Origin of the sequence: Maribacter litoralis, assembly GCF_902506355.1 — a bacterium.
In the GTDB taxonomy this organism is placed as follows: domain Bacteria; phylum Bacteroidota; class Bacteroidia; order Flavobacteriales; family Flavobacteriaceae; genus Maribacter; species Maribacter litoralis.
Map to the genome: position 1 here is coordinate 1,701,148 of NZ_LR733271.1, position 19,937 is coordinate 1,721,084.

Here is a 19,937-nt window from a genome sequence, read left to right on the forward strand (position 1 = left end):
GGCTTTTTTTATTAATGTTTATAGTAGTTTACTTTTTGTATTTGTCATTAAGTAATTTTACTATTTCATCGGTTAGGTCATTGGCTTCTGTTCCGTATAGAACGCTTCCACCATCTCCTCCACCTAATATGTATGAATATCCGTTGGATTTTCCATAAGCTTTGATTTCCTCTTTTACTTTAGAAACTATGCTGTCCATTTCAGTCTGACCTTCTATTTGTAATTGTTGATCTTGTTGTTGAAGTTGTTGTCCAATAATTTGACCCTTTTGTTGCATTGCTGCATATTCTTCTTGAGCTTTAGTCTGAGACATAGATTGAGCCTTGGCTTGAAAAGCCTGTGCTTCTATTTGAAATGCTTGAGAAATACTATCTCTTTTCTTTGCTAAAGCATCAGCCTTAACTTTGAATTTAGATTCAACATCAATTTTTTGTTGATATTCATCCATCAATTTTACGTTATCTACATATCCTATTTTTTCTTGTTGGCAAGAAGCTAATAAGGCAAGAGCAAAAATTACAATAAAGTTTTTCATTTTTTCATTTTTATGAGTTGCAAAAGTAATAAAGCTTTTAAAAGGAAAATATTTTTAAATTGATATATATATTGAATTTCCGTAATATAAATTTTTCTTATTTAAAATTTAATATATATAATTTATATTGATTTTATAGGTTAATTTTAAAGTACTTTAAGCGTCGGATTTTATGAAACACTTATGATTATATTATTATGGTATGAAAAGTGGTTTAAATGGTCTTAAAATAAGTTTTTAGTCTTTTTGAAGGATATATATGTGTGATGAATACTCTCCGGACTGTTTTGCCTTAATATTGGATACGAAACCACGATAGAAGGCCATAAAATAATTTGAATATCCTTTTTTGTATTTTTCAGATAATAGTGAAACATAGTAGGAATCAAAATACATTGGTAATATTTTCTTTACACTTAAATTATGTTCCTTAAAGATTTTGGTTATGGATGTTTTTGAAAAATGCCATAAATGTCTGGGTGTGTCGTAAGCTGCCCAATACTGTCTATAGTATTGGGCATCGTGTGATTTATAGTTGGGTACAGCTATGATTAATGTACCATTTTCTTCCAATAAATTTTCTATTAAGTTTATTTGTTTATCAAGATTTGGTAGATGTTCTAGTACATGCCATAGGGTTATGATATTAAATTTTTGATTTGTAATAGATTCTAAGGATTTATATATTCTAAGATTTTTCTTAATAGCTATTTCTCTTGCTTGCATACTTAACTCTACTCCTATGGTATTCCAATTATCGGTTTTGGCAGTAGATAAAAATTCACCGGTTCCACATCCTATATCTAAAATAGTTTTTCGTTCTTGACTATAATTATTAATCAATTTTACCTTTTGAGATAATGTAATTTTTTTTATGCGTTGATATACTTTTTCTAAAAGAGATTTTGATTCATCTGTATGTGATATATAATTATTAGAATCATAATATTTACTAATATCTGTAGGTATTGGTTGTGTTATTAGCATATCTTTTTCTGAATCATATTCAAGAAGAAAATGTTCTTTTGTAACTAAAAAGTCTTTAGTTTTTAGATATGTTTTAGTTTTGGTCATTTTTGATCTACCTGATTTTGATGAATAATTTAACGTTGTTCCACGTGGAACAATTTGTCCTACCTTCCAAGGAAAACTAAAAGTACACTGATATCACTTGGTGTAACTCCACTAATTCTTGATGCTTGAGAAATGGTTACGGGTTGAATTTTAGTTAATTTTTCACGTGCTTCGAATGATAGAGATTTTAATTTGGAGTAGTCAAAATTAGCTGGAATCTTTACTGCTTCTAATCTATGAAGTTTATCTGCGTTTAATTTTTCTTTAGCGATGTATCCAGAATATTTTATCTGTACTTCTGCTTGTTCTAGAATTTCATTGTCAAAGTTATTTTCTTGTACAAATGCGCTAACATTTTCTAATTGTAGCATGTGATCCATTGTTACATTTGGTCTTGAAAAGGCTTTATACATTTTATCAGATTGCTTTACTAAAGATGAATTAACACTCTCTAATATTGGGTTAATGTCTTTGGGTAAGACACTGGTTTCTTTAAAAAATTGTACTAGTGATTCAGATTGTTCTTGTTTTTCTTCCATGCGTTTCATGCGAGAATCTGTTGCTAATCCTATTGAATGACTTAATGGTGTAAGACGTAAATCTGCATTGTCTTGTCTAAGTAATGTTCTATATTCTGCTCTAGAAGTAAACATTCTATACGGTTCTTCTGTTCCTTTTGTAATTAGGTCATCAATTAAAACACCTATATAGGCTTCGTCTCTTTTTAATATTAAAGCGTCCTTTTCTTTTAATTTTAAATGAGCATTTATACCTGCCATTAAACCTTGCGATGCTGCCTCTTCATATCCGGTAGTTCCATTTATTTGACCGGCAAAATATAAATTTTCTACAAGTTTGGTTTCTAATGTATGCTTCAGTTGTGTTGGTGGAAAGTAATCGTATTCTATTGCATAGCCAGGTCTAAAGAATTTTACTTTTTCAAATCCTACCACTGAACGTAATGCCTTAAATTGTACATCTTCTGGTAATGATGTGGAAAATCCGTTTACATATACTTCAACAGTTTCCCATCCTTCTGGTTCAATGAACATTTGATGACTGTCTTTATCTGCAAATCTATTTATTTTATCTTCTATGGATGGGCAGTATCTTGGTCCTAAACTTTTAATTCTTCCATTGAACATGGGTGACCTATCAAAACCTTCACGTAATAAATCATGAACCAAAGCACTAGTATGTGTCATATAACAATCACGTTGATTAGCTAAGGATTTCGTATTAGTATAAGAAAATTTTTCTGGTGTGAGGTCTCCTGGTTGAACAATCATTTTAGAATAATCTAAGGATCTACCATCTACTCGTGGTGGAGTACCAGTTTTCATTCTACCACTTTCAAAACCTAAATCAACGAGTTGTTCTGTAATTCCGGTAGCCGCTTTTTCTCCTGCCCTACCTCCACCAAATTGTTTTTCACCAATATGAATTAAACCATTTAAGAAGGTTCCATTAGTTAAAACAACTGCTTTTGATTTTATCTCAATACCTAGGGAAGTTTTAACTCCGGTAATTTTATTATTCTCAACTAATAGTCCAGATACCATTTCTTGATAGAAATCTACATTCGGTGTACGCTCTAACATTAAACGCCATTCTTCTGCAAAACGCATTCGGTCGTTTTGTGTTCTAGGACTCCACATTGCAGGTCCTTTAGATTTGTTAAGCATCTTAAATTGGATAGCAGATTTGTCTGATACAATTCCACTATATCCACCAAGGGCATCTATTTCTCTAACAATTTGTCCTTTTGCGATACCACCCATTGCTGGGTTACAGGACATCTGCCCTATATTTTGCAAATTCATTGTTACCAATAGGGTTTTAGAACCCAAGTTTGCAGCTGCTGCTGCCGCTTCTGCACCGGCGTGTCCTCCGCCAACTACAATTACATCATATTCTTCTCCAAACATACCGTCTATTGTTCCACGTGGAACAGCTTTATTTTTTCTTCTTCTTTAGCGCGCATTTCGGCAGTAGCTGTTTCCGATTTATCCGAATAGCCCATTAAGTGTAAAACACCATGAACCATTACACGCTTTAATTCATTTTCAAAAGAGACTTTAAATTCTTCTGCATTTTCTTTTACACGATCTATAGAAATGTATAAGTCGCCAGATACATTTTTACCTGACACATAGTCGAAGGTAATAATGTCTGTTAAATAATCGTGTTGTAAATAATCTTGATTGATTTTAAGTAGGTATTCATCATCGCAGAAAATGTAGTTTAATTCTTGAACTGTAAAACCTTCGGTTTTACAAGAATTTATTATCCATGAATCAAAATGTGTTTCTTCTACTAGCTTAAAATCGGTTAGGTAGTTGTAATTAATCATTTGCTTTGAAGTACTCTTTAACCTTTGTTTGAAAATTTTGCCGCAAAGGTAAGCTTTGCCTATTTAAAATTTCAACTTCATTATGATAATTCTCTAATAATGAGGGTTTAGTAGTAATAGGATTTGTGAAGTCTTTTGTATTTCTGTTACTTTCTCGCTCAGATTTCTGTCCCTGCTTTAATGCAGCGTTTTCTAACTTTAATAATTCGTACTGTATAGTGTTGGCTTTGTTGATTGTACGTTGTGTAATTCCATTTTCGAGTAAATCGTTTTCGAAATCCTCCATCTGCTTAATCAGCTTTTGACCCAATTTTTGGTCACCGCTGTTAATCATGTTTTCTAATTGTTTCTCTAGCTCTTGACGAATTTTTTGTTGGCTTTGATAAATTTCATAAATCTCTTTGAGTTCTGCTTCGCTCATTTGACCATTACCCTGTCCTCCATTTCCATTGGAATTACCTTTTCCGCTTCCATTTTCTCCTCCTTTGCCATTATCACCATTTTTTCCATTCTTGCCGTTTTCTCCTTCACTTCCGTTTTCTCCAGATTTACCATTGGATCCTTGTTTTCCATTTTCACCCTGTTCTCCATTTTCGCCTTGTTCACCTTTACTACCTTGTTGACCTTTTCCGCTTTCTCCTTCTTTTCCTTTGCTACCAGATTTTCCTTGTTGTCCCATTTTTTCGCCCAACTCCTGTTGTCCTTTTATGATATCCGGTAATTGAAATCCGCCTTCGCTTTGACCAGATCCTTTTCCCATTTGCATGCTTTCTTGCATATTATCCATAACATTGGCTAAGAAATCCGCTAAACTATTGGCTGCCGTAAGAACATATTTTTGATGCGAAATTCCTTGAAACATTTGTCCGTCTGCCATTGTCTCCAATGATTTATCAATATTGTAATAGACTTCGGTTATTTGTTCATTTACAAATTCTGATAAATCTGCTTGGCGTAATGATAGTGCAAAAAGACTATCATCGACATGCTCAAACAAACCTCGTAGTTCATTTTGATCTCGTACTGTTTCAGAATATTGGGTTTCATCCTGGTCTTCTTTAGATGATAGTTTATCAAATAAGGCTTCTTGTTTAAATGAAAATATGATAAGATTATCTAAAATTTGACGTAGCATTTCCGCATCTTCGGCAACAGAAGAACCCCCACCTCCACCGGAAGAAGAATCACTTAATTGCTCACTCATTTCTTTCATTTTCTGCGCAGCAGATTTTTGTTTTTTCGAGGCATTGTTTTGTTCGTTGCTTGGATTTTGTTGGTCTGAATTTTTGTCTTTTTCAAGTTGTTCAAGAGCTTCTTGTTGGTCTTGTTTTATGCCTTCTTCTTTATTATTATCTAAATTTAAATCAATTGGTTTTTTTAGTTTGTCATTATCATTTTTGAGTTCTTTTAATTCCTTAGATAATTCATTGAACTCCTTGTTTAACTGTTCTTGGTTTTTAGCATTATTTTCTTCTTTACCCTCTTCTGAAAGTTCATTTTGTTTTTTAGATAATTCTTCCAAATCCCTTGCCAGTTGCGATGCTTTTTCAGTTACATAATACCTTTTGGTTAGTTCTAAAAGTTGTTCTAAACTACGCTCACTGTTCTGTTGTTTTTTACCTAATTCCTCAAGTTTTTTAGTGAGTTCTTCCTTTTTGATCTTATCTGCTACTTTGTTAAGTTCTTCAAGGAGTTTCTGATTTTTTTTGGCTTGCTCTTCTTGTCGTTCTAAACGTTCTTGTAACAATTGGTTTAATTTATCGTCTTTATCTCCTTTGTCTAAATTTTCTTTTAATTCTTTACTGAATTTTTGCATCAACTGCTCTTGTTGCTCCTGCTTTTTTAAGTAGTCTTTAATCTGATTTTGATCATTAAAATTTAAACTACTTTTCTCTTTTTGATTTTGATTGATTTCTTCTAAAGTTTCTTTCTGTTGTTTTGCACGTTGAAGAGATCTGTCCAAATCTTGAATTAACGATTGCTGAGATTCAAGATCTTTGTTTTTTAGTTGGTTATCATCAAGTAATACCTGTTGGAATATTTGGCTTTTAATTGTTTTACCATTGTGTACGGCATCATTGTCTGTTACTTGAAAATAAAAACCATAATTTTTACCAGCTTCAATTTCTATACCAGATGGAAAAGTGTAATAAAATTGCTCGTAGTTACTTTTAGATGTACTAAGGTTGATAATCTTTTCATTGTCTTCTCTCCCAACTTCAAAATAAACGAGATCAATTTTTGTTAGACCGTAATCATCGCTTACGTTACCTGTATAATATGATACATTTGGATTTAAAGAATCTAAGACTTGATTTACTTTTATAGTTGGGTAAGCATCTTTTATAACTTTGAAATTATAAGATAATCGCTCGTAGTCAGCTACATTTTTATTGGTTGTGGTTAATTCGTAACTATAATCATTATATACGCTTTGTGTCAGAGAAAATATGTTTTCTTTTTTATTAAAAGAAAGAACGGTATCTTTTAATGACAGATTAATCTTATCGGTATTTTCACCATTAATTTTCCATAATACCTTGGTACCTTCAGGTATTACGGCATTGCCGGTGCTTCTAATTGTTTCATTACGTTTATTCAAATATGTTGGATAAGATAAGTCCATCGTAAAATCAACTATAGATGGAGTTTCTAATGCAATTAAAGTATAAGGTTTAGAATTAACTTCATTTGCTTTAAAATTAAAAGTGGTAGTTGTTATCGGTGGTGCAAATGTGTATTCATACAATCCATTTTGCTGTTGTAATAAAATAGATTTTCCGTTAATGTTGATAAAAACATTTTCGGGTTTAATTTCACCTTTAGTCGAAACTTGTATTGTATAAGCCTCATCTTGTAGAATGCTTAGATTATCTGATAAAAGTTGAAATTGAAACGGTGCAGGTTTTTCATAGGCCATTTTATAATTTATCACCCGTTCATAAGAACCAAAAAATGTATTCCAATTTCCAGAAATGTATAGTGCGCCAATAATAAGAATGGGTATTATAGCATATTTCAAATATTTAAATGAATCTTTAAAATTAATAGCACTCGAAAATGGAATAGTATCCATTTGTTTAGAACGTTGGGCAATACTTGCTAGTAGAAGTTCAGATTGTTGAGGATTTTCTGCTAAATCCAGCAAATTAATAAGCTTATCTCCTACTTCTGGAAAATGGGTGCCAATCATTGCTGCAGCATCTTTAGGGCCTAGTCCTTTTTTGATTTTGAAAAGGTAAAAGATGGGTGTTACTATGTATGTAAAGAGTAGATATAGTTCTACCACTAAAAAAATGCCGAATAATACCATTCGGCCTATTGTTGATAACCAAAGAAAATACTCTATTCCTAGAATAAATAGAAAAAACAATAATCCTAAGGCGAAAAAGAGAAGAATACCTTTTATCAGAACCTGTGAGTAGTATTTTTGAATAAATTGATTTAAACGATCTAAAATGTGATTATAGTCTTGCAATTGCCCTTTTTTATACCAAGATAACGGATATAAATATTGTTTGTTGGGAAATATTTGTTAAATCAAATCACTGGTCTGCTGTTTAATACACCAATAACAGGTGGTTTTTAATGAAAATCCTATTTCAAAATCCTATTTCAAAAACGCTTGGTTATGTATCTTTGTGGCTCAATTAGAAATTATGTCAGAGAAAGTTCGTGTTCGTTTTGCCCCTAGTCCAACAGGACCATTACATATTGGTGGTGTTCGTACTGCCCTATTTAACTATTTATTTGCTAAAAAACATGGTGGTGATTTTATTCTAAGAATAGAAGATACCGACCAGAATAGATACGTTGAAGGCGCTGAACAATATATAATTGATGCTTTGAACTGGTGCGGAATTCATTTTGATGAAGGCATTGGTAAAGATGGTGGTTTTGGTCCATATAGACAGAGCGAACGCAAATCAATGTATAAGAAATATGCCGATGATTTAATTGCTAGCGATAAGGCGTATTACGCTTTTGATACAGCAGAAAGTCTAGATGCACATAGAAAAGAACATGAAGAAAAAGGTAAAACTTTTATATATAACTGGCATAACAGGTTAAAGTTGGATAATTCTCTTTCGTTAATGCCAGAAGAAGTTAAAGAAAGGTTGGCCAATGGTGATGACTATGTTATTCGTTTTTTAACACCGCCAGATGAAATATTACATTTAGATGATTTAATACGTGGTTCCATAAAAATTGACACTAACGTTTTAGATGATAAGGTGCTTTTTAAAAGCGATGGTATGCCAACCTATCATTTAGCGAATATTGTTGATGACCATTTAATGGAGATTTCACATGTTATACGTGGAGAAGAATGGCTACCCTCTTTAGCACTGCATAAGCAGTTGTATGATGCATTGGGTTGGACCGCTCCTCATTTTGCTCATTTACCGTTGATAATGAAACCTGTAGGTAAAGGGAAATTAAGCAAGCGTGATGGTGAAAAAATGGGCTTTCCGGTTTTTCCTCTTTCATGGAATGAATCTGAAGGCTATAAGGAAGCTGGTTATTTTCCTGAGACGGTAATCAATTTCTTGGCTTTGTTAGGATGGAATCCTGGAACGGAACAAGAATTGTTTTCTTTAGAAGAATTGGTAAAAGCATTTAGTTTAGAGCGTGTTAATAAATCTGGAGCACGTTTTGATCCAGAAAAGACCAAATGGTACAATCAACACTATCTACAAGAAACTGATAATGCGAAGCTTGCTATTAAATTTTTACCTACGGTTAAACAGCATACGAATATTGAATCTAAAGTGAATCTAGAGTATGTAACGAAAGTGGTCAGTTTAATAAAAGAACGGGCAGTTTTTGTTTCAGATTTCTGGAACTTATCAGATTACTTTTTTGTAGCTCCTACTGAGTATAATGCAAAAGCAGCTAAAAAGCAGTGGAAAGATGATACAGCAAGTATCATGAACGATTTAGTTTCTGTACTCGAACCTATTGAAGATTTTTCATCGGAAAATAGCGAAGCTGTAGTAAAAGCTTGGATTGGCGAAAAAGAATTATCGTTCGGTAAAGTAATGCCACCTTTACGCCTATTCTTGGTGGGTGATATGAAAGGACCACATATTTTTGATATCATGGCGATGATCGGTAAAGAAGAAAGTATTGCTAGAATTGAAACAGCCCTAGATAGATTGGGATAAAATAAAATTTTCGGGAGAATGAAGTACGCTTTACTTTCCCGAAAATCCATTTAAAACTTCCATAGCTTGTTCGGTGTCTTTTGTTGCTACAAAAATATGGTCGTGATAATAAGCTGCAATAACATTGCAACTAATATTATATTTGGTCAATGCTGTTGAAACTGCCGCCGTTAAACCAACAGCATTCAGTGCAGAATGTACGGTAAGTGTAATCCAAGAAGCAACAAAGTCATATTTAAAATTTAATTCATCGGCTTTAGCTTGTTCTAAGATTATGGTTATACCTTCTTTTTCTTTGAACTCAAATAAAATGATGTCTCTAGAAATGTGCCGAATATCATTTACCGATATAAAAACATAGCTCCCTTTGTTCAAACTAGGTTTTAAACTCTTTAAAAGTATATTCAAATCGGTTTCTCCTTCCATTTTAGCGTGTTTGTTGAATTTTCAAAAAAATTTCGACCCTTCGGGTCAATTTACCAAAGAATACTCCTTAAAATACTTCTTTTGATGATTAAAAAAGAGCAGCGGCGAAATTTATTCGTTGAGCCACCTGTCATTTGCCCAAGATTTCATTTCTGCGGTCGATAAAAATGTCCAGGCAATTATTCTACTTAGTTTATTTCCCTGTCCCATTGGTGTAGTTTTGTGTTCAACAACCCCTACTTTTTCTAATCTATCATAAAATGCACGTAGGTTAGATTGCTTTGATACTAAAGTTGAAAACCAAGCACAATTTTTAGAATATTGGGCACTTTCGTTGATCATATTCAGTACGAAGCGCTTTTCTCCACCATCTGTCCAAAGTTCTCCTCCTTGCCCGGCAAAGTTCAAAGCGGGTTTTTTAACCCTTTTCTTTTTTAAGTTGCTCAGCTTTCTCAAAGTTCCCGCTTCTGCTTCTGCTTGATTCGCGTGAAAGGGCGGATTGCAAATGGTAAAATCTATTTTTTCATCGGAATTTATTATCCCAGAAAAAATATGATCTGCCTTGGTTTGAACTCTAAATTCAACCTTTCCGGAAAGATTTGGATTGTTAGTTACATTTTTTTCAGCAGCTTCAATAGCCTTTGGATCAATGTCAGAAGCTATAAATGACCAGCCATAAGAACTATTGCCAATAATGGGATAAACACAATTTGCTCCTACTCCAACATCCAAACATGTAATATGTTCCCCTTTCACCAAAAGACCGTTATTGCTTTCGGCTAAAACGTCTGCTATATGGTGAATATAATCGGCTCGACCTGGTATGGGCGGACATAGAAAACCATCTGGTATATCCCAATATTGAATATTGTAGTGTGCCTTAAGTAAGGCTTTGTTTAGCGCCTTTACAGCAACAGGATTAAAAAAGTCAATAGATAGGTTGCCATATTTATTCTTGGCAACGAACGGGTTTAACTCATGGTTTATTTGTTTTAGGGCTTTAAGATTGTAACGACCGGTATGTTTGTTCCTTACGTGTAAACTCGGTTTTTCTAAAGCTGCTTTTTTCTTGTTATCGGGCATATGATTTTGAACTTGTTGAAGAGTCCAAAGCTAAGCCTAATTTTTAAGTGCTCGTATTATTTCTTCGCATACGCTTTGGTCCATACCATAACCAAAATCCGGTAATGGTAAAAAGTAACAGGGCAAGCCCCATAATGGTAGTGTAAAAAACCTTTATTTGATTATCGCTAGTTCCTAAATAATCATCTAGAACAGAGCCGTCATGAATATGTTCAATTAAGTCAGAATATCTCCGTTCGGTATGTAAAACTTTTCCCGTGGCACCATCGATTTGTAAACCCCATATGTGATCTGCATAAACGAATTTTACAATGCCTTTTTCTTTTCTTATATCAATTCGATCAATTTCTGTAGACAAATCTGGCGATACATTTTCAAGTAAATAGGCATTTGCAATAGTGTGTAAACTATCTACCGGTAACCATTCTTTTAAATTAGTAGATGTTCCTTTATAAGTCTTTGATAGAATTACGCCTCCACTGTGCTTTTTCCATCCTAATAAAAGTCCGGTAGTTGAAATAAAAAAGAAAAAGATAAACAACGCGGCGCCGGTTGCCCTATGCACTTTTCTAAAAATACGCAACCATTTTGCTTGTCGTTGTCTTTTGGTGATTTTAGGCATTTTTTTGGTTTGGTTAACGCGCAATATAACTAGATTAACTAGGCAGATTTATCAATGATTTGTTAAATTAAAATTCATGATATGCTCCCTTTTTAATGATATCAATTACTGTTACAAAAGTGAATATGTAAAAATTGATTTAGTTAGGTATGGTATTGACTGGGTTAAAATAAATGGATTTTGTGTGTCGAATGGATACGTCGCTAGTTTGTTTTACTAAAATATTAATTATGGGTTATCTAATATTACATTATCCTTTTATGTGTTTATCTTTATGATATTCTAAATTTTGCGTACTTTTTTAGTTCAGTTTATCAATCGAATTGGATAAAGGTGAAACGTTTTATAATCATACAATAGATATTTTTTATTATAATCTGATTTTTGATAAATTAAATATTGATAGTTTTACACTTGTAAGAATTAGAAACAACATAAAATAGACATAATCATGAGTAGTACTAACGGAAAAGGTGAAGCTTGGGATGTAAATGAATCCTCAGCAGCGAATTGTCCATTTTTAAATGGTGAAATGCATCAAGCAGCAGGTGGTGGAACCACTAATAAAGACTGGTGGCCAAATATGTTAAACCTTAATATTCTAAGGTTACATTCAGAAATGGCAGATCCAATGGATGCTGACTTTAATTATGCCGAAGAGTTTAAGTCGTTAGATTTAGCAGCTATTAAAAAAGATTTAACCGATGTAATGACCGATAGTCAAGATTGGTGGCCGGCGGATTATGGTCATTATGGTCCATTTTTCATTCGTATGGCATGGCACAGTGCGGGTACTTACCGTATATCTGACGGTAGAGGTGGTGCAAGTGCAGGTAACCAACGTTTTGCTCCATTGAACAGCTGGCCTGACAACGCCAACTTAGATAAGGCCCGTTTATTATTATGGCCGATAAAACAGAAATACGGTAAAAAGATTTCTTGGGCAGATTTATTGATTTTGGCAGGTAACGTTGCTCATGAAAGTATGGGATTACCAATGTACGGTTTTGCCGGTGGACGTGAAGATATTTGGCAACCTGAGGATGATGTTTATTGGGGGTCAGAAACTGAATGGTTAGGCAACAAAGAAAGATATGATGAGGATGGTAATGAATTGGAAAATCCGTTAGGTGCTGCTCACATGGGTCTTATTTATGTAAACCCAGAAGGTCATAATGCGAATCCGGATCCTTTAGAAGCTGCACATTATATAAGACAGACCTTTAAAAGAATGGCTATGGACGACTACGAAACCGTTGCCTTAATTGCCGGTGGTCATACATTTGGTAAAACACACGGTGCCGCCAATCCAGATGAGTATGTAGGTGCAGAACCGGCTGCTGCAGATATCACGGAACAAGGTTTAGGTTGGAAAAGCAACTATGGTTCTGGTTCTGGCGCAGATACCATTACTAGTGGTTTAGAAGGTGCATGGTCACAAACACCAACAAAGTGGAGCCATTATTTCTTTGAAAACCTATTTGGTTTCGAGTGGGAATTAACTAAGAGTCCTGCTGGTGCATGGCAGTATAAGCCAGTTGGAGATGCCGGTGCTGGTGAAATGCCAGATGCGCACATTGAAGGAAAAACCCACCAACCTTTTATGTTGGTTACCGATATGTCTTTAAGAGTAGACCCTGAGTTCGAAAAGATTTCTAGAAACTTTTTGGAAAATCCAGATGAATTTAAAGATGCTTATGCTCGTGCATGGTATAAATTAACTCACCGCGATATGGGTCCTAAAGATCGTTATTTAGGTCCAGAGGTACCACAAGAGCAATTGTTATGGCAAGATCCTGTACCACCTGTTGATTTTGAATTGATCAATGATGCTGATATTGCCGAATTAAAGAAAACTATTTTGTCTTCAGGACTTTCTACTTCAGAATTGGTTTCAACTGCTTGGGCTTCTGCATCAACATTTAGAGGTTCAGATAAAAGAGGAGGTGCCAATGGAGGGCGTGTTCGCTTGACCCCTCAAAAAGATTGGGCAGTAAATAACCCTACTCAGTTGGCAAAAGTAACAGCAACCTTAGAAAGAATTCAAAAGGAATTTAATGAAGCCCAATCTGGCAATAAAAAGGTTTCTTTTGCAGATTTGGTAGTGTTAGGAGGTACTGCTGCTGTTGAGAATGCAGCTAAATTGGCAGGTTTTGATACAAATGTTGAATTCAATGCCGGGCGTACAGATGCAACTCAAGAAATGACCGATGTTGAATCATTTGAGGCATTAGAGCCAATAGCGGACGGATTTAGAAATTATACAAAGCAAAAATTATCTGTACAGGCGGAAGAGCTTTTAGTTGATAGAGCTAATCTATTAACGCTGACAGCTCCAGAAATGACGGTTCTTATTGGCGGACTTCGTGTGTTAGGTGCAAATTATGATGGATCCAGCAACGGTGTGTTTACCGAGACCCCAGGTGTGCTTACCAATGATTTCTTTATTAACCTTTTAGATATGGGCACAACATGGAAAGCTGCTTCTAACGATGATACTGTATTTGAAGGAAGTGATCGCAAAACAGGAACTGTAAAATGGACAGGTACTAGAGCAGATTTAATTTTTGGTTCAAATTCTGAATTACGTGCTTTAGCTGAAGTTTATGGTACAGAAGATTCAAAACAAAAATTTGTAAAAGATTTTGCAAAGACTTGGACTAAGGTTATGAATTTAGATCGTTATGATTTAAAATAAGATAATTAATTATTTATTGAAAAAGGCAGTATTTTAAGTACTGCCTTTTTTTATGCCCATTTTTAAATGATAGATGCCCCAAAAGTGAGTAGATTACTATCTGGGTCTAAAAGAGAAAATTCTTTTTGCCCCCATGGTTTTGTTTCAAGTTTTCCATTTGGATGTATTGCTACTTTGTTTTTTAGTAACGATTGGTATAATTTTTCGATTTGATTTACTCTTATATACACCTGTCCATAGTTTTCTCTCGGATTCAAATCTTTAAATAAAAAGAAATGAAGCTGTAGTTCATCCTTTTCTAGCATCAAATAGTCAGGATAGTCGGTTACGCTCCACTCTTTAAAACCTAAGGAGTCTATATAATAGCTTTTGGTGACCTCCTTATCTCTCATAGGTAGTTTAGGGTGAATGGCTTGCAGCATTTATATGGCTTTGAATGAAATTAAAAGGTATTGATAAAAATCAAAAAATTATGCAATACTGCTGATTTTCTCTCTTTTAATGAAATGATAATAAATTATAGGGTGTTTCTGTAACAAATGTATAATTAAAGCTACTGATATGATGAAGGCATTTAGTATCTTCAATTATTAACTTAAAAATAAATTATTATGGGCTCATTCATTTGGATTCCAATTTTGTTTCTGGTCATTGTTACCATTCTTTCGGGTGTGTTTATTGTTAAACAGCAAACCGCAGTTTTGATAGAAACTTTTGGAAAATTTACTAGTGTAAGACAATCGGGTATTCAATTTAAAATTCCGTTTGTACAACGTATTGCGGCTAGAATAGGATTAAAAATTCAGCAATTAGATGTAATTATCGAAACTAAAACGCTCGATGATGTTTTTGTTAAGTTAAAAGTATCGGTACAATATGTTGTAATAAGAGAAAAGGTATATGATGCGTATTATAAATTGGAGTATCCGCATGAGCAAATAACTTCTTACGTATTTGATGTTGTACGTGCTGAGGTACCTAAAATGAAGTTGGATGATGTCTTTGTTAAAAAAGATGATATTGCCATTGCGGTAAAATCCGAATTGCAAGAGGCAATGCTTGACTACGGTTTTGATATTATAAAGACATTGGTAACAGATATTGATCCAGATCCACAGGTAAAGGAGGCAATGAACAGAATTAATGCTTCTGAACGCCAAAAAACTGCTGCGCAGTTTGAAGGTGATGCAGCCCGTATTTTAATAGTCGAAAAGGCAAAGGCGGAAGCGGAAAGCAAAAGACTGCAAGGTCAAGGTATTGCTGATCAAAGAAGGGAAATAGCTCGCGGTTTAGAGGAATCTGTTGAGGTACTTAATAAAGTTGGTATCAATTCTCAAGAAGCTTCTGCTTTAATTGTAGTAACGCAACATTATGATACCCTTCAAAGTATCGGGGAAGAAACCAACACCAATTTAATACTGCTACCAAATTCTCCACAGGCAGGCAGTGATATGTTGAATAATATGGTTGCTAGCTTTACGGCTAGTAATATGATCGGGGAGAGCATGAAAAAAACAAATAAACCCAAGCCAAAAGAATAATTGGTAACGCATAATATGAAAAAGCCCGAAACAATTTGTTTTCGGGTTTTTTCATTAAACAAATTTTAGTTGTTTGATAGCGTTGCTTTAATTGATAGAATAAGAGATCAAACATTTTGAAAACTTAAAATAATAGGGTTGTAACGACTTTTACTAGTTATACAATACCAATAGGTCTAAAATAAAAGAAACGCCGTTAGACATACAGAATAACGGCGTTTTTATATCAATTTTATTGATCTTTGAAAACATAAGGTATAAGGAATACTTATGTTACTTTTTCTCTTGGATTTTTGCCCAGGAATCACGTAAACCAACAGTTCTATTAAATACTAATTTATCGGAGGTAGTATCAGGATCTACACAGAAATATCCTAATCGCTGAAACTGCACTCGGTCTCCAACCTGTGCTTCTTTAAGATGAGGTTCTACATACCCGGTAATAACTTCTAAAGAATCAGGATTAATAAATTCCATGAAATCTTTGTCTTTGTGTGTATCCGGACTTTCATCTGTAAATAAACGATCGTATAAACGTACTTCTGCTTCAACGGCATGTTTTATAGAGACCCAATGTAATGTTCCTTTAACTTTACGTAGGCTTTCTTCTGTACCACTTCCACTTTTACTTTTCGGATCGTAAGTACATTGTACTTCTATAATATTCCCTTCGGCATCTTTTGTGCAAGATTCTGCTTTTATGATATAGGCATTCTTTAAACGAACCTCTTTACCAAGCTTCAATCTAAAGAACTTCTTATTGGCCTCTTCTCTAAAATCTTCCTTCTCAATATATAACTCCCTTGAAAAAGGAACTTTTCTAGAACCCGCACTTTCATCTTCAGGGTTATTTTCCGCATCTAACCACTCCTCTTCGCCTTCTGGATAATTAGTGATGACAACTTTTAATGGATCTAAAACGCCCATTACCCTTGGAGCAACTTTGTTTAAATGATTTCGTATTTGAAATTCCAATAAAGAGACATCTATTAAGTTGTCTCTTTTTGCTATACCTATAGTATCTGTAAAATTCCGGATAGATTCTGGTGTATATCCTCTTCTTCTCAAACCAGAAATGGTTGGCATTCTGGGGTCGTCCCAACCATTTACAACACCCTTTTCCACTAACTGAGCCAGTTTTCTTTTGCTTACAACCGTATGGCTCAAATTACGGCGGGCAAACTCCCGCTGTTTAGGTCTTACTTTAGATTCATCGTATACTTGATCTAAAAACCAGTTATATAACTCACGGTGCATGGCAAACTCTAGCGTACAGAACGAATGTGAAACTTGTTCAATATAATCACTTTCTCCATGTGTCCAATCATACATCGGGTAAATACACCAATCGGTATTTGTTCTATGGTGTGCCTTATGTAGAACACGGTACATTATAGGATCGCGCATCAACATATTCGAAGATGCCATATCAATTTTAGCTCTTAGTACATGAGAACCCTCTGCAAATTCTCCATTTTTCATCTTTTCAAAAAGATCTAAATTCTCTTCAACGGATCTATTTCTGTTCGGACTATCGGTACCAGGTTCGGTGGGGGTTCCTTTTTGAGCAGCCATATCTTCAGAAGATTGATCGTCAACATAGGCTTTTCCTTTTTTGATCAATTCAATGGCCCAGTCGTACAACTGCTGAAAATAATCAGAAGCATACCGTTCGGTATCCCACTTGAATCCTAGCCATTCCACATCTTTTTTAATGGCGTCTACAAACTCTTGTTCTTCTTTCGCCGGGTTGGTATCGTCAAACCTCAGGTTTACAGGGGCGTTATATCTAAGACCTAAACCAAAGTTTAAGCAAATAGAACTTGCGTGCCCAATATGTAGGTAACCATTTGGTTCTGGTGGGAAACGAAATCGTAATTCGTCTTTGGCATAACCATTTACCAAGTCCTCTTCAACAATTTGTTCAATAAAATTCAAAGACTTTGTTGTCTCGCTCATGTTATAATATTTCAAGCTACAAAAGTAGCAAAATTGCCTTAATTGGCAGGTTTAAAAAAGGTACACCTTACATAAAATGAGTTTCACAACAGAAATCTTCCTTCCGACAACATTAAATTTCACTTCGTCGTATTAAATAACATATTTGTCTATGAAATGACGGATTAGTGAAATAATTTATTAACCGACTTTTCAACCGTAGTGGCCCCCATAACTACAAATACTTATGAAAACCTTGAACAAAATTACCGTTTTTACCGCATTATGCCTGTTATTCAGTGCCTTTCAACTATCGGCACAGGCAATAGTTATTAATGCCCCAGAACCTGCAGACAATCCAAACCTGTCAGGAAGTACGCCGTGGACTGCCGTATGTGCAGGAAACTCCGGATTCAATGAATACTTCGTAAACATTACCTGGATAGGTACTGCCAACGCAGGAAACGAGTTTATACTCGAACTATCTGATGCCAGTGGTAGCTTTGCCAACGCACAAACGTTGCAGACGATTACCGACAAGAATGATGTGAAGGATTTTGATACGAGTTTTGCCATACCCACCGATACACGTGGTGAAGGCTACAAAATGAGAGTTCGTAGTACAGACCCTGAAAAAGTAGGTAGCGAATCTCCTGCCTATAACATGTATTATATGGATGTAACTTCTAACCTCAACATTAGTGAATTGGGAGATGGAGTACCACCTGGAACCGTCTGTAGTACAGGTCCTATAACCTTGCAAGTTGATAATATAGCCAACCCAGAAACCTACCAGTATATTTGGTTTCGTAGTGGTACCGAATTAACCGGTGAAACTGGGCATACTTTAAATGTTACCCAGTCTGGAATGTACAATGCTTATATTGATTACGGACCAAGATGTACCGGTTCTGGTAATACAGATTCAAATATTGTAGATGTTACTATTGGTGGTTCGGGTACAGGTATTGCTGTAACAGCCCCAAGTAAAACCGCACTATGTAGTACAGATACCGAAACCTTAAGTATTGATCAAACAGATGCTTCATGGAGCTATCAATGGTTTAAAGATGATGTTGCTATTTTAGGTGCAACGGCTACAAGCTATACCGTTGATGCATCAAGTGCAGGATTTGAAGGTGATTATGCCATTGAAATCTCTGGAACGGGTATTTGTAATGAAAGATCAACAGCTATTACAATTACTAATGCAGATGTGTACGAGGTAATAGTAGAGAATGAAATCAATATGGTGCTATTGCCAACGCAAACTCAAACTATATCGGTTAGCACCACTGCAAATACTCCAAGTTATAAGTGGTTTAGAAACGGCGTAGAAATAAGTGGCGAGACTAGTAGTTCACTAAGCATTTCACAAGACGGAGAGTATCACGCAGAAGTTACACAAACTGGAGGTACCTGTTCAGTATCGTCTAAAAACTCTGATGTAACTACCGTTGTATCTCCTGCTTCTTTTGAAATGACAATCGATTATACCGATGCGTATACTTCTTGTGAATCTACCAGTACCATTTTGGGGGTAGAACAAATCAACGCTGTTGCTGCGGATGGAACAAAAACAGATGTTACCAGTGCTTTAATTGATGGGTTTAGTTACCAATGGAGTAAAGACGGTACCGCTGTTAGTGGGGCAACTGGTAATACAATTAGCTTGGCATCGAACTCTGAAAATGGAGACTATGACCTAAATGCTTCTGTAGATAGCTTTAATGTCGATTCCAATATGTTGACCGTGCAATTATTGACCAGTGAAACCATTGCTATAACTAGTTCTGGAACCGTGTTCTGTAGTGGAGGTGAAACAATAACCTTAAATACAACAAGCGATTTAAGTGCCTCATCTTACGAGTGGCAATTGGACGGAGCAATGGTCAGCACCACAGATACCGAATTAACCGTTTCTACACCTGGTACGTATATGTTGGCGGTAGACCGAGATGGTTGTTCCCTAATATCAAATGAAATAGTTGTTACCCCTCTTGATGAAGGCCTAATTACCCTTGATCTTGGAGATGAAATTGTAATGCCAGAAGGTACTAGTAAGTTGGTTACGGCTAGCGGAGGTACTGCATATAGATGGTTAGATACCAATGCTGTTGAAATCAGTAATGCTGATAGTATTACGTTTACCGAGGCCGGTAGCTATACTTTAATTGCTTCAATTGACAATTGCGAAATAGTTAAACAGGTTGAAGTATCATATTTAGATACGTTTAAAGTACCAAACGTAATTACGGTTAATGGAGATGGTATCAATGATCAATGGGTCATACCAAATTCATACTCCAACAAGGCCGATGTTAATGTCATTATTTATAATGAGCAAGGTCAGGAAATTGTTAACGAATTCGATTATAAAAATAATTGGCCGCAGTCAACTACGGCTTTCACCAAACAGAATATGGTATTCTATTATAAAATTAGAAATGCCAGTGAAGTACTTAAACAAGGTACTATCACAGTAATACGTTAAGCTCA

The 19,937-nt window shown here is 34.9% G+C and carries 14 protein-coding genes; 4 read left to right on the forward strand and 10 right to left on the reverse strand.

The window, feature by feature from the left end:
- Window positions 1-28 precede the first annotated feature (28 nt).
- The 5 genes from EXIGUO8A_RS07195 to EXIGUO8A_RS07215 all read right to left on the reverse strand — a co-directional run bounded on the left by EXIGUO8A_RS07195 (window position 29) and on the right by EXIGUO8A_RS07215 (window position 7,440).
- Entirely contained in the window at window positions 29-535 is a 507-nt protein-coding gene (locus EXIGUO8A_RS07195; RefSeq protein ID WP_159302574.1) for an OmpH family outer membrane protein, read from the reverse strand.
- A gap of 237 nt (window positions 536-772) precedes the next feature.
- Window positions 773-1,609, reverse strand: coding sequence for a class I SAM-dependent methyltransferase (locus tag EXIGUO8A_RS07200; protein WP_159302575.1), 837 nt, complete (start codon window positions 1,607-1,609; stop codon window positions 773-775).
- Window positions 1,610-1,668: 59 nt separating this feature from the next.
- Window positions 1,669-3,537 (reverse strand): tRNA uridine-5-carboxymethylaminomethyl(34) synthesis enzyme MnmG, encoded by a 1,869-nt coding sequence (mnmG, locus tag EXIGUO8A_RS07205; protein ID WP_159302576.1) that lies wholly within the window; start codon window positions 3,535-3,537, stop codon window positions 1,669-1,671.
- 5 nt (window positions 3,538-3,542) lie between these two features.
- A complete protein-coding gene (ybeY, locus tag EXIGUO8A_RS07210; protein WP_159302577.1) occupies window positions 3,543-3,962 on the reverse strand; it encodes an rRNA maturation RNase YbeY in 420 nt (139 codons plus the stop codon).
- Entirely contained in the window at window positions 3,955-7,440 is a 3,486-nt protein-coding gene (locus EXIGUO8A_RS07215; RefSeq protein WP_159302578.1) for a DUF4175 family protein, read from the reverse strand. The genes ybeY and EXIGUO8A_RS07215 overlap by 8 nt, the downstream gene beginning before the upstream one ends.
- A 181-nt stretch (window positions 7,441-7,621) precedes the next feature.
- Between EXIGUO8A_RS07215 and gltX the strand changes: the two genes are divergently transcribed.
- Window positions 7,622-9,130: a glutamate--tRNA ligase gene (gene gltX / locus EXIGUO8A_RS07220; protein WP_159302579.1), complete on the forward strand. Its 1,509-nt coding sequence runs from the start codon at window positions 7,622-7,624 to the stop codon at window positions 9,128-9,130.
- Window positions 9,131-9,160: 30 nt separating this feature from the next.
- Here the strand turns inward: gltX and EXIGUO8A_RS07225 are convergent, their stop codons facing one another.
- The 3 genes from EXIGUO8A_RS07225 to EXIGUO8A_RS07235 form a co-directional block, all read right to left on the reverse strand.
- Window positions 9,161-9,556, reverse strand: a complete 396-nt coding sequence (locus EXIGUO8A_RS07225; protein ID WP_159302580.1) for an ACT domain-containing protein — start codon at window positions 9,554-9,556, stop codon at window positions 9,161-9,163.
- Between the two features lie 111 nt (window positions 9,557-9,667).
- Window positions 9,668-10,639 carry a 23S rRNA (adenine(1618)-N(6))-methyltransferase RlmF gene (rlmF, locus tag EXIGUO8A_RS07230; RefSeq protein ID WP_159302581.1) on the reverse strand — a complete coding sequence of 324 codons (972 nt, stop codon included), beginning with the start codon at window positions 10,637-10,639 and terminating at the stop codon, window positions 9,668-9,670.
- Between the two features lie 43 nt (window positions 10,640-10,682).
- Window positions 10,683-11,261, reverse strand: coding sequence for a PepSY domain-containing protein (locus EXIGUO8A_RS07235; RefSeq protein ID WP_159302582.1), 579 nt, complete (start codon window positions 11,259-11,261; stop codon window positions 10,683-10,685).
- 451 nt (window positions 11,262-11,712) lie between these two features.
- On the opposite strand from EXIGUO8A_RS07235, the gene katG reads away from it, so the two are divergent.
- The gene (gene katG / locus EXIGUO8A_RS07240) at window positions 11,713-13,959 is read left to right on the forward strand and encodes a catalase/peroxidase HPI (RefSeq protein ID WP_159302583.1); all 2,247 of its coding nucleotides are present in this window, start codon (window positions 11,713-11,715) and stop codon (window positions 13,957-13,959) included.
- A gap of 62 nt (window positions 13,960-14,021) precedes the next feature.
- On the opposite strand, the gene EXIGUO8A_RS07245 is transcribed toward katG, so the two are convergent.
- Window positions 14,022-14,381 carry a bleomycin resistance protein gene (locus EXIGUO8A_RS07245; RefSeq protein WP_159302584.1) on the reverse strand — a complete coding sequence of 120 codons (360 nt, stop codon included), beginning with the start codon at window positions 14,379-14,381 and terminating at the stop codon, window positions 14,022-14,024.
- 189 nt (window positions 14,382-14,570) lie between these two features.
- On the opposite strand from EXIGUO8A_RS07245, the gene EXIGUO8A_RS07250 reads away from it, so the two are divergent.
- Entirely contained in the window at window positions 14,571-15,500 is a 930-nt protein-coding gene (locus tag EXIGUO8A_RS07250; protein ID WP_058104579.1) for an SPFH domain-containing protein, read from the forward strand.
- 273 nt (window positions 15,501-15,773) lie between these two features.
- Here the strand turns inward: EXIGUO8A_RS07250 and EXIGUO8A_RS07255 are convergent, their stop codons facing one another.
- Window positions 15,774-17,459, reverse strand: a complete 1,686-nt coding sequence (locus tag EXIGUO8A_RS07255) for a glutamine--tRNA ligase/YqeY domain fusion protein (protein WP_159302585.1) — start codon at window positions 17,457-17,459, stop codon at window positions 15,774-15,776.
- Between the two features lie 226 nt (window positions 17,460-17,685).
- Between EXIGUO8A_RS07255 and EXIGUO8A_RS07260 the strand changes: the two genes are divergently transcribed.
- The gene (locus EXIGUO8A_RS07260; RefSeq protein ID WP_159302586.1) at window positions 17,686-19,932 is read left to right on the forward strand and encodes a T9SS type B sorting domain-containing protein; all 2,247 of its coding nucleotides are present in this window, start codon (window positions 17,686-17,688) and stop codon (window positions 19,930-19,932) included.
- Window positions 19,933-19,937: the final 5 nt, after the last annotated feature.